10 protein-coding genes are annotated in these 12,592 nt (G+C 52.5%); 4 read left to right on the forward strand and 6 right to left on the reverse strand.

Annotated features, from left to right (window positions below):
• Positions 1-25 precede the first annotated feature (25 nt).
• Entirely contained in the window at positions 26-1,210 is a 1,185-nt protein-coding gene (locus tag FDX11_RS04380) for a cytoplasmic protein (protein ID WP_137397553.1), read from the reverse strand.
• Positions 1,211-1,343: 133 nt separating this feature from the next.
• Here FDX11_RS04380 and FDX11_RS04385 point away from each other — a divergent pair, with 133 nt between their 5' ends.
• Positions 1,344-2,900 (forward strand): bifunctional UDP-sugar hydrolase/5'-nucleotidase, encoded by a 1,557-nt coding sequence (locus FDX11_RS04385; protein WP_137397554.1) that lies wholly within the window; start codon positions 1,344-1,346, stop codon positions 2,898-2,900.
• A gap of 38 nt (positions 2,901-2,938) precedes the next feature.
• Here the strand turns inward: FDX11_RS04385 and FDX11_RS04390 are convergent, their stop codons facing one another.
• Positions 2,939-3,316, reverse strand: coding sequence for a carboxymuconolactone decarboxylase family protein (locus FDX11_RS04390; protein ID WP_087856665.1), 378 nt, complete (start codon positions 3,314-3,316; stop codon positions 2,939-2,941).
• A gap of 89 nt (positions 3,317-3,405) precedes the next feature.
• On the opposite strand from FDX11_RS04390, the gene FDX11_RS04395 reads away from it, so the two are divergent.
• The 3 genes from FDX11_RS04395 (at position 3,406) to katG (ending at position 7,707) form a co-directional block, all read left to right on the forward strand.
• Complete coding sequence (locus FDX11_RS04395; RefSeq protein WP_042313366.1) at positions 3,406-4,314, forward strand: LysR family transcriptional regulator; 909 nt, start codon at positions 3,406-3,408, stop codon at positions 4,312-4,314.
• Positions 4,315-4,471: 157 nt separating this feature from the next.
• Complete coding sequence (gene metF, locus FDX11_RS04400) at positions 4,472-5,359, forward strand: methylenetetrahydrofolate reductase (RefSeq protein ID WP_038636049.1); 888 nt, start codon at positions 4,472-4,474, stop codon at positions 5,357-5,359.
• 167 nt (positions 5,360-5,526) lie between these two features.
• Positions 5,527-7,707: a catalase/peroxidase HPI gene (gene katG / locus FDX11_RS04405; protein WP_042313364.1), complete on the forward strand. Its 2,181-nt coding sequence runs from the start codon at positions 5,527-5,529 to the stop codon at positions 7,705-7,707.
• Between the two features lie 85 nt (positions 7,708-7,792).
• On the opposite strand, the gene FDX11_RS04410 is transcribed toward katG, so the two are convergent.
• From FDX11_RS04410 to FDX11_RS04430, 4 genes are all read right to left on the reverse strand, one after another.
• Complete coding sequence (locus tag FDX11_RS04410) at positions 7,793-8,896, reverse strand: glycerol dehydrogenase (RefSeq protein ID WP_137397555.1); 1,104 nt, start codon at positions 8,894-8,896, stop codon at positions 7,793-7,795.
• A gap of 12 nt (positions 8,897-8,908) precedes the next feature.
• Positions 8,909-9,571 (reverse strand): fructose-6-phosphate aldolase, encoded by a 663-nt coding sequence (gene fsa, locus FDX11_RS04415; protein WP_061382560.1) that lies wholly within the window; start codon positions 9,569-9,571, stop codon positions 8,909-8,911.
• A gap of 245 nt (positions 9,572-9,816) precedes the next feature.
• Positions 9,817-10,677, reverse strand: a complete 861-nt coding sequence (locus FDX11_RS04420; protein ID WP_061382559.1) for a helix-turn-helix domain-containing protein — start codon at positions 10,675-10,677, stop codon at positions 9,817-9,819.
• 85 nt (positions 10,678-10,762) lie between these two features.
• On the reverse strand, positions 10,763-12,496 hold the full coding sequence (locus FDX11_RS04430; RefSeq protein ID WP_137397556.1) for a phosphoethanolamine transferase CptA: 1,734 nt from the start codon (positions 12,494-12,496) through the stop codon (positions 10,763-10,765).
• Between the last annotated feature and the right edge of the window lie 96 nt (positions 12,497-12,592).

Genomic DNA, 12,592 nt, shown 5'->3' on the forward strand with positions numbered 1-12,592 from the left:
TTGCGTTGCCGGATGGCGCTTACGCTTATCCGGCCTGGCTATGACACGAACCATAGGCCCGGAAAGCGGCAGCGCCACCGGGCAAATCGCTCTGGGTGATCAGGGTGTTGTATTTCTCCGTCAGCGTCCTTATCGTCTGAAACACCGAATGGGCCGAGTAACGGGCGCTATCCCGAAATTTCGGCTGTTGCTGCAGCCAGGCGATAAAATGATGACTTGCGCTCAGCGTTATCGAGGCTCCTTTTTCAACCTGTCCCTCCGTTAACAAACACACCATTTTACGCCTGTTGTTCTGTTGCCAAATCTGCCACTGGTTTTGCCACCATCCCTGATAACTTTTGCCCAGTAATTGCCAGGGCATGGTGTGTTGGTCGTCGCCCATTTCTTCATCCACAAACCAAAGCGAGGCGTGATGTTCGCGAAATTGTTCCGCCCATGCGGTAATCACAGCGCCGCGCAGAAAGCATTCGTGGGCGATGATGTGCATTTTAACCGTTGGCCAGAGATGGCTCAGAATGCGGAAATGCCCATGCGTGGTAATGACCGGGCGTAAAATCTTACCGCTGGCGTTACGTTTGAGCATCGCGCTGCCGTACTGAATTTCGTCAAACTGGCTGCGACGTAAAAACTGCGTTTCTCGCTGATTTACACGTTGGATAACATCGTCATGATTCGCTGTGGCCTCGACCATCCCGCGCCAGCGGTAAACTAATGACTTGCCAACAGAATGAGGGGAAAAGTTGCTGGAAATATGCAAAATATTGCCGCGAATAGCATCAAAACTGAGTAATACATACAGTTTCTGATCTGCACTTGCGCCCTGAAAAGGGACGATAAGCGGCACCGTCACTATTTGTTCTGGCGGATCAATAGTCGTCGATGGCGGTTGTCTGGGGGTCCAGACTTTTCTACAGCTCCGGCACTGTAGGCGCTGGGTTCCCTGTGGGTTATGTCCATAACGGATCGGTTCCCGCTGATAGCAATTTGGGCAAAAAAGACCGCTGTTAATTGCAAAATGTGTAAAACAGGCGGCCAACCACTCGCGGAAATGTTCAGCGTTAAACAGCGGGGGATAACTTCCGCATGCCCGGCAGTGCAGGGCGGCGTAGCCCAGCCGGTAATCGGGCCAGCTGTAATCAACTGAGTTTGCCAGCCCCAGATTTTTGCAGCCAAAAGACTTGCAGCAGTTGATGGTGAACAGAGATGTCATCGCATTACCAACGATTTTTAATGGTCGTTGATTTTGCCCTGCAACTATTACCGATGGGTGTGAGTCTTCTCACATAAAAAAACCTTTCAGAACGTAACGTAGCGATTCTTTATATGACTGAAAGGGATTGATTATGAAGTTAAAAATGCTTGCTGTCGGTGTTCTGGTATCGCTGCCGTTATGGGCATCAGCGAAAGACGTCACGATTATCTATACCAACGATCTCCATGCCCACGTCGAACCTTATAAAGTCCCGTGGATTGCTAATGGCACACGCGATGTTGGCGGTTGGGCCAATATCACGACGATGGTGAAGCAGGAAAAAGCGAAAAATAGCGCGACCTGGTTCTTTGACGCGGGTGATTACTTCACCGGGCCGTACATCAGCAGCCTGACAAAGGGCAAGGCGATTATCGATATCATGAATACGATGAATTTCGATGCCGTCACTATGGGGAATCATGAGTTCGATCACGGCTGGGATAATACGTTGTTGCAACTGAGCCAGGCGAAATTCCCCATTGTGCAGGGCAATATCTTTTACCAGAACAGCAGCAAAATGTTCTGGGATAAGCCCTGGACCATTATTGAAAAAGATGGCGTAAAGATTGGCGTCATAGGTCTGCACGGTGTGTTTGCTTTTGATGATACGGTTTCGGCTGCGACGCGCGTTGGCATTGAGGCGCGGGATGAGGTGAAGTGGCTGCAACGTTATATCGATGAATTAAAAGGTAAGGTCGATCTGACGGTGGCGTTGATCCACGAAGGTACGCCGGCGCGTCAGTCCAGCCAGGGAAGTACAGATGTGCGTCGTGCGCTGGATAAAGATATCCAGACTGCAGGTCAGGTGCATGGCCTGGATATCCTGATCACCGGCCATGCGCATGTGGGCACGCCAGAGCCGATTAAAGTCGGTAATACCTTAATTCTCTCCACCGACAGCGGCGGTATTGATGTCGGTAAACTGGTGTTGGATTACCAGCAAAAACCGCATCAATTTACCGTGAAGAATTTCGAGCTAAAGACTATCTACGCCGATGAGTGGAAACCCGATCCGCAGACGAAACAGGTGATTGATGGCTGGAATAAAAAGCTTGATGAAGTGGTGCAACAGACGGTTGCCAACTCGCCGGTTGAGCTGACGCGTGCTTACGGGGAATCCTCCTCGTTAGGGAATCTGGCGGCGGATGCATTATTGGCTGCGGCGGGTAAAGATACCCAATTAGCGCTTACCAACTCAGGGGGCATTCGTAATGAAATCCCGTCAGGTGCTATTACGATGGGCGCAGTTATTAGTACCTTCCCGTTCCCGAACGAGTTGTCTACGATGGATCTTACCGGTAAGCAACTGCGTAGTTTGATGGAGCACGGCGCAGGTTTAAGCAACGGCGTACTGCAGGTATCCAAAGGGTTTGAGATGAAGTACGACAGCAGCAAACCGGTTGGCCAACGGGTCACCGTATTGACGCTGAACGGTAAGCCAATTGAGGAAGCTGTGATTTATCACATTGCCACCAATAGCTTCCTGGCAGACGGCGGTGATGGTTTTACGGCATTCACCGAAGGCACCGCGCGTAATACATCCGGCGGTTACTATGTCTCTAATGCCGTGGTTGATTATTTCAAAGCGGGAAATACGCTGACGGATGAGCAACTGAAAGGTATGCGCGTGGAAGATGTGAAAAAGTAACACGTTCAGGCCAGCAAACAATCCGCTGGCCTGTTGTTTTAGCCTCTGTGGGAGGCAAACACCTCTTTTGCGGCGAACAAGCCGTTGAGTGCCGCGGGGAAGCCAGCGTATACGGCCATCTGCATAATCACTTCGACGATCTCATCCTGCGTTAAGCCTACGTGTAATGCTGCGCCAATATGCACCTTCAATTGCGGGGCGGCATTACCCAGCGCCGTTAACGCCGCGACGGTAGCAATCTCTCTACTGCGTAAATCCAGACCCGGTCTTGAATAGATGTCGCCAAAAGGAAATTCGAGCAGGTAGCGGGCGAAGTCTGGCGCAATATCTTGCAGACTTTCGACGACCGCATCGCCCCCTTTACCATCCACTTTTTGCAGCATCTTCTGACCGGTAATAAAGCGTTCTGAATGCATAATCTCTTCCTCATTTGTCTGGTATATGGTCTGAGGATAGAGCGTGCAGAATGATTGGGATAATACCGTTTCCGTGATACCTTTTCGGTATGACAACATCGCCTTTGCACACTCTGGATATTCGCCTGCTGCGTTACTTTTCCGTAGTGGCGGAAGAGAACAATATGAGCCGGGCGGCGCAGCGTTTATTTATGTCGCAGCCGCCGCTGAGTCGCCATATTCGCCAGCTTGAAGAACGTCTGGGGATGACGCTTTTTGTCCGTCATACCCGTGGTTTGACGCTGACGGAAGATGGTCTGCGCGTACTGGAAATAGTGCGTCCGCTGCTGACGATGTACGAAGAAACCTGCGCGACGTTGAGTCAGTTAGCGCAAGCTGGGGAGCACTCTTTGCGCCTGGGGCTAAGTACGGCGTTTGAACAAGGTGTTTTTGCTTCGCTTGAATCGCAGCTACACGGGTGTACGGAGAAACTACATATTGTTCGTCATGGTTCGCCTGAGCTGGTGCGGCAGGTTCGTCGGGGAAAACTGGATGCAGCGCTGGTGGCGTTACCGCTTGAGACTCCTGGGCTTACCGCTATGCAACTTGGCTGGCAAGAGCCGATGATTGCCGCATTACCCGCGATCTGGCCAGAGGCGAGCCTGCCGTCACTCTCATTAACGACGCTGAACCACCGGCCACTGTTCTGGTTTAAACGCGAACGGAACCCTGCCTTTTTTGATTACACCCGACATATTTTTCGTCGCGCCGGTTATTCTCCTGCCTGTATTGAAGAGCCGCTGGAACATGACGTGCTGCTGGCGCGGATCGCCCATGGCGACGGTCTGAGTTTACTCCCGGCCTCCTTTTCCGCTATCCAGCGTCAGGGCGTGATATTTCTGCCGCTTACCGATTCCGCATTACGTATCCACGTGGGATTGGTAATGCTGCCTGAGAGCGAAGCAACGTTGCAGTGGTTGCAGACGGTTGCGAACCAATCCCTCGGTCTTTCAGGTTGATGTGAATTTTTTTCACGTTGACTGAGTATTCCTCACCTTTAACGATGATTTTTGTGTTGACGCCAGCGTGCTTTTCCGTCATTTTTACATCTAGACGTCTAAACGTATAGCAGTTCACAACACAACATATAACGACAAAAGATTGATGAGGTAAGGTATGAGCTTTTTTCACGCCAACCAGCGGGAAGCGCTGAATCAGAGTCTGGCCGAAGTACAGGGGCAGATTAACGTTTCTTTCGAATTTTTCCCGCCGCGCACCAGTGAAATGGAGCAAACCCTGTGGAACTCTATCGATCGCCTGAGCAGCCTGAAGCCGAAGTTTGTTTCAGTCACTTACGGTGCAAACTCTGGTGAGCGCGACCGCACGCATAGCATTATTAAAGGGATTAAGGATCGCACCGGGCTTGAAGCGGCGCCGCACCTGACCTGTATTGATGCGACCCGCGATGAGCTGCGCACTATTGCTCAGGACTACTGGAATAACGGTATTCGTCATATTGTTGCCCTGCGCGGTGACCTGCCGCCGGGAAGCGGTAAACCGGATATGTATGCCTCTGACCTGGTGACTCTGCTAAAAGACGTTGCGGACTTTGATATCTCCGTTGCGGCTTACCCGGAAGTACACCCGGAAGCGAAGAGTGCTCAGGCCGATCTGCTGAACCTGAAGCGTAAGGTTGATGCCGGTGCGAATCGCGCGATCACCCAATTTTTCTTCGATGTAGAAAGCTATCTGCGTTTTCGCGATCGCTGCGTGTCAGCGGGTATCGATGTGGAAATTATTCCGGGCATCCTGCCGGTATCTAACTTTAAACAGGCGAAAAAATTTGCCGACATGACCAACGTCCGCATTCCGGCATGGATGTCGACTATGTTTGCTGGCCTGGATGACGATGCGGAAACCCGCAAGCTGGTGGGCGCAAACATCGCCATGGATATGGTGAAAATTCTCAGCCGCGAAGGGGTGAAAGATTTCCATTTCTATACTCTCAATCGCGCCGAAATGAGCTACGCAATTTGTCACACGCTGGGAGTAAGACCGGCATAATCAGTACGTCAGCTCTCTGCGGAGGGTTTTTTATTGATCATTTTGATCTACATCTCTGTAACTAAAAATATAAAAGGATCTGGCTATCGAATCTGTGGGTTATTTCGACTATATCTAATCTTTGGTGGTGTATATCGTAGTCATAACACTGTAAAGGGAGCATATAGATGAGCATGTCCGACGATAGCCAGAACGCATCAACTGCCGGTAAGTGTCCTTTCCATCAGGGCGGGCCGGATCACAGCGCGGGAGCTGGAAGAAGTAACCGCGACTGGTGGCCTAATCAACTCCGCGTTGATCTTTTGAACCAACATTCCAATCGTTCGAACCCGCTGGGTGAGGACTTCGACTACCGCAAAGAATTTAGCAAACTTGACTACTCTGCCCTGAAAGGGGATCTCAGAGCCCTTCTGTCCGAATCTCAACCGTGGTGGCCTGCTGACTGGGGCTCTTATGCCGGTTTGTTTATCCGTATGGCATGGCACGGGGCAGGGACCTATCGTTCCATCGATGGACGCGGTGGCGCGGGTCGCGGACAACAGCGTTTTGCACCACTGAACTCCTGGCCGGACAACGTCAGCCTGGATAAAGCGCGTCGTCTGCTGTGGCCAATCAAGCAGAAATATGGCCAGAAAATCTCCTGGGCCGACCTGTTTATCCTCGCGGGCAACGTGGCGCTGGAAAACTCCGGCTTCCGTACCTTCGGTTTTGGCGCGGGTCGTGAAGATGTCTGGGAACCGGATCTCGACGTAAACTGGGGTGATGAAAAAGCCTGGCTGACCCACCGTCACCCGGAAGAACTGGCAAAAGCGCCGCTGGGCGCAACCGAAATGGGTCTTATCTATGTGAACCCGGAAGGGCCGGATCATAGCGGCGAACCGCTTTCTGCGGCCGCGGCGATTCGCGCGACCTTCGGTAACATGGGAATGAACGACGAAGAAACCGTGGCGCTGATTGGCGGCGGTCATACGTTAGGTAAAACCCACGGCGCAGCAGCAGCTTCCCACGTTGGGGCCGATCCTGAATCTGCGCCGATTGAAGCGCAAGGCTTAGGCTGGGCCAGCAGCTATGGTAGCGGCGCGGGTGCAGACGCGATTACTTCCGGCCTGGAAGTGGTCTGGACGCAAACGCCGACTCAGTGGAGCAACTATTTCTTCGAGAACCTGTTCAAATATGAGTGGGTCCAGACTCGCAGTCCGGCTGGTGCTATCCAGTTCGAAGCGGTGGATGCGCCGGAGATTATCCCCGATCCGTTTGATCCTGAGAAAAAACGCAAGCCGACGATGCTGGTCACCGACCTGACGCTGCGTTTCGATCCTGAGTTCGAGAAGATCTCTCGTCGTTTCCTCAATGATCCGCAGGCGTTCAACGAAGCCTTTGCCCGTGCGTGGTTTAAACTGACGCACCGCGATATGGGGCCGAAAGCGCGTTACATCGGACCGGAAGTGCCAAAAGAAGATCTGATTTGGCAGGATCCGTTGCCGCATGCGTTCTTCAACCCAAGCGAAGAGGATATTCTTAACCTGAAGGCGACCATTGCTGCTTCCGGGTTGTCCGTGGGCGAATTGGTATCGGTAGCGTGGGCTTCGGCATCAACCTTCCGCGGTGGGGATAAACGTGGCGGTGCGAATGGCGCTCGTCTGGCGCTCGACCCACAGCGTGGTTGGGATGTGAATGCTACCGCAGCACGCGTACTGCCCGTGTTAGAGGGCATCTATAAATCAGCCCATACCGCGTCGTTGGCCGATATTATCGTGCTGGCTGGTGTCGTAGGCGTGGAGCAGGCTGCAAGCGCTGCGGGTGTCAGCATCAATGTTCCTTTTGCGCCGGGCCGCGTGGATGCGCGTCAGGATCAAACGGATATTGAGATGTTTGAACTGCTCAAGCCAATTGCGGACGGGTTCCGTAACTATCGTTCTCGCCCTGACGTATCAACCACTGAGTCACTGCTGATCGATAAAGCACAGCAGCTGACGCTGACCGCACCGGAAATGACTGTGCTGGTGGGCGGTATGCGCGTACTGGGCACCAACTTCGATGGCAGCCAGCACGGTGTCTTTACCGATCGTCCTGGCGTACTCAGCACTGACTTCTTCGTCAATTTGCTGGATATGCGTTACGAATGGAAAGCGGTTGATGAGTCACAAGAGCTGTTTGAAGGTCGTGACCGTCTGAGTGGCGAAGTAAAATACACCGCAACTCGCGCCGATCTGGTGTTTGGTTCTAACTCTGTACTGCGTGCAGTGGCTGAAGTTTATGCCTGCAGCGATGCGCACGAGAAGTTCGTGAAGGACTTTGTGGCGGCATGGGTGAAAGTGATGAACCTGGATCGTTTCGATCTGCTGTAAACAAAAACGCCGGATGGCGCTTGCGCGTATCCGGCATGGTATGAATAAAAAATCCCCGTGATTGCGGGGATTTTTTATTGGCAGGTTATTCCCACTCTTGCAGATAACGCTGCCCATACTGGTCAGCGACCAGCAATGCGGCATACACCTGATCCGGCGTTGCGCCGCCAGGCATGTTGTGGATGGTTTCGCCTTCAGCACAGGCAGCCTCTGCCACAATGCGCATTTTCGCCGGGATATCCTGTTTGATATCCAGTTGCGCCAGGGTAATCGGCAACCCAACGGAATGACAGAGTGCCGCCACGGTTTCGATTTCATCGACCGGCGCGTTTTCCAGCACCAACTGCGTTAGCGTACCAAACGCCACTTTCTCGCCGTGGTAGTAATGATGCGCATCCGGGATCGCCGTCAGGCCGTTATGAATGGCGTGAGCCGCTGCCAGACCACCGCTTTCAAAACCGACGCCGCTCAGATAGGTATTGGCCTCAATAACGTGCTCCAGCGCAGGTGTAACCACGTGCTGCTCGGCTGCCAGCATCGCTTTTTCACCTTCTTCTACCAGTGTATTAAAGCACAGCTCAGCCAGTGCCAGCGCCGCCTGGGTACACTGACCGCCCGCCATGGTAGTTGCGCCGCTGCGTGAACAGGCACGCGCTTCGAACCAGGTCGCCAACGCATCACCGATGCCTGCGGCTAACAGACGTGCCGGTGCGCCCGCGACAATTTTAGTATCAACAATGACCCTGTCCGGGTTGTTCGGCAGTAGCAGATAGCGATCGAATTCACCCGCATCGGTGTAAATGACGGACAGGGCGCTGCACGGTGCATCGGTAGAGGCGATGGTTGGCGCAATGGCAACAGGCACGCCCATAAAATGCGCCAGCGCTTTGGCGGTATCCAGCGTTTTCCCGCCGCCAATACCAAGTACTGCGCCACATTGCGCTTTTTCCGCCACGCCGCGCAAACGGTCGATTTCGTTTTGCGAACATTCACCGCCAAAAGGCGCGATCTCCAGCGCCAGTCCGGCATCCTGGAAGCTTTTTTCCAGCGCGGATTGTGCGAAGCCTAAGACAAACTTGTCCCCAACGACCAGCCAGCGTGCTGCCAGTGGTTTGAGGTAGCTGCCAAGACGGGTAATAACATCGGCACCCTGGATGTACTTACCAGGTGATTGAATAATGCGATCCATACTTTATTTCCCTCACAGGTTGATGTGACCAAATGCGTTGTTCCAGTCCTGCTCAAACTTCTCTATTGCTGACTCTACCGCAGGGGTATTGAGCATTTGTTGCGCTACGTCTAAGGGCAGAGTGATTGCTTCACATCCTGCCAGTAAGCAATCCAGCGCCTGACGCGGGGTTTTAAAGCTGGCCGCCAGTACCATGCTGTTTGGCGCATGTAGCTCCAGTAGCATTTGCAGTTCCTGTACCGTGCGGATCCCGTCGCCGCCCTGAGCGTCAATGCGGTTAACGTAAGGCGCGATATATTTTGCGCCAGCCAGCGCGGCCAGTAGACCTTGCGAAGCACTGTACACGGCGGTTCCCAGGGTGGTGATACCCTCTTTTTTCAGTAACTTGATGGCGGCCAGACCTTCAGCAGTAACGGGAATTTTCACCACGATACCCGGTACGGCATTGCTCAGACGTTTGGCTTCTTCCACCATCCCCTGCGCGTCGCGGCTCATGGTTTGGGCAAAAAGAATGCCCTCTTCGCCAATGGCGTTTTGCAGGCGCGGCAGCACATCCCAGATGGATTCTTTGCTTGCCGCCACAATGCTTGGGTTGGTGGTGACACCCGCGATAGGGAAGATGCGGGCCAGACGTTCAACTTCCGCGACGTTGGCGGTATCAAGGTAAAGTTCCATACAAAACACCCTCTTAATTTTGCGTGAGCAGCCCGTTGCCGGAATGCGTTGTTGTGCACAGGATAAGAGCGTTTTGCCGCATCGCGCTATCTGACAAATCTGTCAAAAGCTGGATAAATGTAATGTATCTATAAAAGTGAGATTTACTTCACATGTCAGCTACGAATAGGGTTTGTTGCGGTGATGGGGATGGTGAGTTAGCTTTTGATATTACAAAAATCCAGTTAATGTTGTTTTTATCTTCTTTATTGCTGGCGGATCGCTTTCTCCGTCAACTGGCTGTGATATTGCCGGCGATATTCTGAGGGCGAACGTTCGGTATTCTTGCGAAACAGGCGGCAGAAGTAGTTGCTGTCAACAAACCCACTGGCGTGCGCCACTTCTTTGATCTTCAGCTCGTAACCCTTCAGCAGCGTCTTCGCGTGTTCAAGTCGCGTGTGGTTCAGGTATTCGTTAAAACCGATTGCGCCCGTTTTTTGAAACAGGTGGGAGAGGTAATTGGGCGAGATGTAGAACGCTTGCGCGACTGATTCCCGGGTAAGCGGCGAAGCGTAGCGCTCGTCAATATAGTCGCGAATGGCTTCGAACAGCGCCTGACTGCGCGACGCGGTCTGGATCTGGCTGCCGAGCAGATCGCGGCAGTGGCTCAGTAAGCTCGCGACGATCAGTCTGGCCGTTTGCTGCTCCTGCGGCTGCATCTGTATTTCATTAAGCGTTTGTAGCAGGAAAGAGCCAATACGCGGTCCACGCCGTGCGACATGCTGCCTGGCGAGGTTTTGATATTGCTTGCCGTCCCACTGAACGACGTTGAAACCCAATTGCTGTTTGCCGAACAGGATGCTGAGTGTGGTCACCGGTGTGTGCCACTGGGGGAAGTTCCAGCCGCTAGCCGGAACAAACAGTACATCGCCAGGGAGTAACGTCGCGGGAGCGCCTGCAACGCCGTTATCGGTGAACTCACCTTCCAGCACAATCTCCAGCCGGGGAAAATCAACCTGATATGCCAGTTCCGGCGTTGGGCTACTGGTACTGGCAAAATAAATCTGGCGCAGCGGTGTGGGGCCGTTAATCAGGCGGGCGAGAAGATGGCTGATGTCGTGATACATGTTAATCCCTTGCAGGCAGCAGACAGGGAGAACAGTAACCGCCATCATAAAAAAAGGCCACTCTTAAAGAGTGGCCTGTGTGGGATTATTGATTACCGATTTGATCGCCGTAAGGCAAGGTATCGTAATCAATCAGGGCATTCTTCTTGTATGGATTGCCAATCCAGCGAGTCGTCTCTTTGAACTGCGGGCTGGTAATGGAACGCGTTGGATCGAAGCCATCGTAAGTGAAGCCTGCTAAATCAGACCAGGTATGGATTAGCTCTGAGCTGCTGTATTTACGATTCACATCCTGCGAGAAGTCCCGAGGATGCGAGGCCTGCCATTTTTCCGAGGTCCATAATAAGAACGGCACCGTATACATATGGCGTGTCGGATTGTCTTCATTACGGCCCTGCGTTTTATGCGGTGGCGTGTCGTACACCTCTTCACCATGATCAGAGAAATACAGCAGGAAACCGTTCGGATCGGTCGCTTTGTAGTCTTTGATCAGGCTGGCAATGATGTGGTCATTGTAGACATTCGCGCTGTCGTAATCGTTGTAGGCTTCCAGCTCATCATTACCCAAACCAGCGGGAACGTTGTCGATATTGTTGTCGAACTTGCCCTGACCATCCGGATAACGGAATTTGTACTTAATATGGGTACCCAGCAGGTGAACGATGATGAATTTTTTCGGTGCCGGGTCGGCCAGGACTTCTTTAAATGGCGCCAGCACATTGCTGTCATATTCGCGCGCACTTTGCGTACGCTGCTGGTTCATATAGAACTGCTTATCTGTCTGCTTAGAGAACACCGTCAGCATGGTGTTGCGGGCAGTCATTGTCTGCTGATTGGTGATCCAGAATGTTTTATAACCCGCCTGTTTCATCATGTTCATCAGGGATGGCTGGGTCAGATACAGATCCGGGTTCTTCTCGTTGGCAAAGGTCAGCGCCTGCTGCAGGATTTCAATGGTATACGGACGTGAGGTCACGACATTATTGAAAACGGTGAAGTTAGGATCGGTTTTATGCAGCGCATCCAGTTCCGGTGTGGTTTCGCGTGGGTAACCGTACAGGCTCATTCGACCACGCTGCGTTGACTCACCAATTACCAGCACTAATGTACGTGGTGCGTCACCGGAATGGTCCTTAAAGTTGGCCAGCGGCGGCAGGGCATTGTTTTCATTCAGCAGGCTATTCAGTGCGGTTAACTGCTGGCGATACTGATAATAACCGGAGATAAATTGCCACGGTGCGGCGGGCTCCATCCGCGAAGCGAGACCATCCAGCGTTTTTTCAAACGGTTTATGTTTGATGAACGTGTTAACCGCCATTGGGTGCAGAATCAAGCCATATAACAGTGCGAAAGACACCAGATAGCGCCAGGGCGATGGAATATGAACAGGGCGCAGACGCGTCCACAGCAGAATCGCCATTGCCGTATACGCCAGCGCGATTAACACAATTTTCAGGCTGAAATATTGGCTCAGATATTCGCTGGCTTCGTTCGCATTGGTTTCAAACATTACGTACAGAACGCTTTGCGAGAACTCTTGTCCATAAATGACGTAATAGCTCAGAGCCGCCAGCGAGGCCGCCCATAGCATGACGCCAATAACGGCAGCGATCGCGCGGATACGGTTTGGAAACAGGAATACAGGGATCAGCCATAGCGAACTGAATAGCAAGGAGTCGCGTAAACCGGTAGATCCGCTGTAGCCGCTAAAATAGATAACGGCCTGCAGTAATGAGGAAAAAAACCAAAAATAGAGGAGCGCCCAACCCAGGGCTTTCCAGCTAAATGCAGGTTTAGACTGGGGTTGTAAGGATTGCATAGTGTGAGCCTGTCTTTAATCGTAGCGCCAAGAGTAGCGGCTAAACCTTAAGAGGAAGTGAAGCATCACGATGTTAGTATCGTGTTCTGTTGTTTA

This window comes from Citrobacter sp. wls714 (assembly GCF_005281025.1).
Taxonomy (GTDB): domain Bacteria; phylum Pseudomonadota; class Gammaproteobacteria; order Enterobacterales; family Enterobacteriaceae; genus Citrobacter; species Citrobacter werkmanii.

Bases quoted from the DNA above. Each gene is read 5' to 3' on its own strand.
- FDX11_RS04380 (WP_137397553.1), bottom strand. From the start codon at position 1,210: ATGACATCTCTGTTCACCATCAACTGCTGCAAGTCTTTTGGCTGCAAA.
- FDX11_RS04385 (WP_137397554.1), top strand. From the start codon at position 1,344: ATGAAGTTAAAAATGCTTGCTGTCGGTGTTCTGGTATCGCTGCCGTTA.
- FDX11_RS04390 (WP_087856665.1), bottom strand. From the start codon at position 3,316: ATGCATTCAGAACGCTTTATTACCGGTCAGAAGATGCTGCAAAAAGTG.
- FDX11_RS04395 (WP_042313366.1), top strand. From the start codon at position 3,406: ATGACAACATCGCCTTTGCACACTCTGGATATTCGCCTGCTGCGTTAC.
- metF (WP_038636049.1), top strand. From the start codon at position 4,472: ATGAGCTTTTTTCACGCCAACCAGCGGGAAGCGCTGAATCAGAGTCTG.
- katG (WP_042313364.1), top strand. From the start codon at position 5,527: ATGAGCATGTCCGACGATAGCCAGAACGCATCAACTGCCGGTAAGTGT.
- FDX11_RS04410 (WP_137397555.1), bottom strand. From the start codon at position 8,896: ATGGATCGCATTATTCAATCACCTGGTAAGTACATCCAGGGTGCCGAT.
- fsa (WP_061382560.1), bottom strand. From the start codon at position 9,571: ATGGAACTTTACCTTGATACCGCCAACGTCGCGGAAGTTGAACGTCTG.
- FDX11_RS04420 (WP_061382559.1), bottom strand. From the start codon at position 10,677: ATGTATCACGACATCAGCCATCTTCTCGCCCGCCTGATTAACGGCCCC.
- FDX11_RS04430 (WP_137397556.1), bottom strand. From the start codon at position 12,496: ATGCAATCCTTACAACCCCAGTCTAAACCTGCATTTAGCTGGAAAGCC.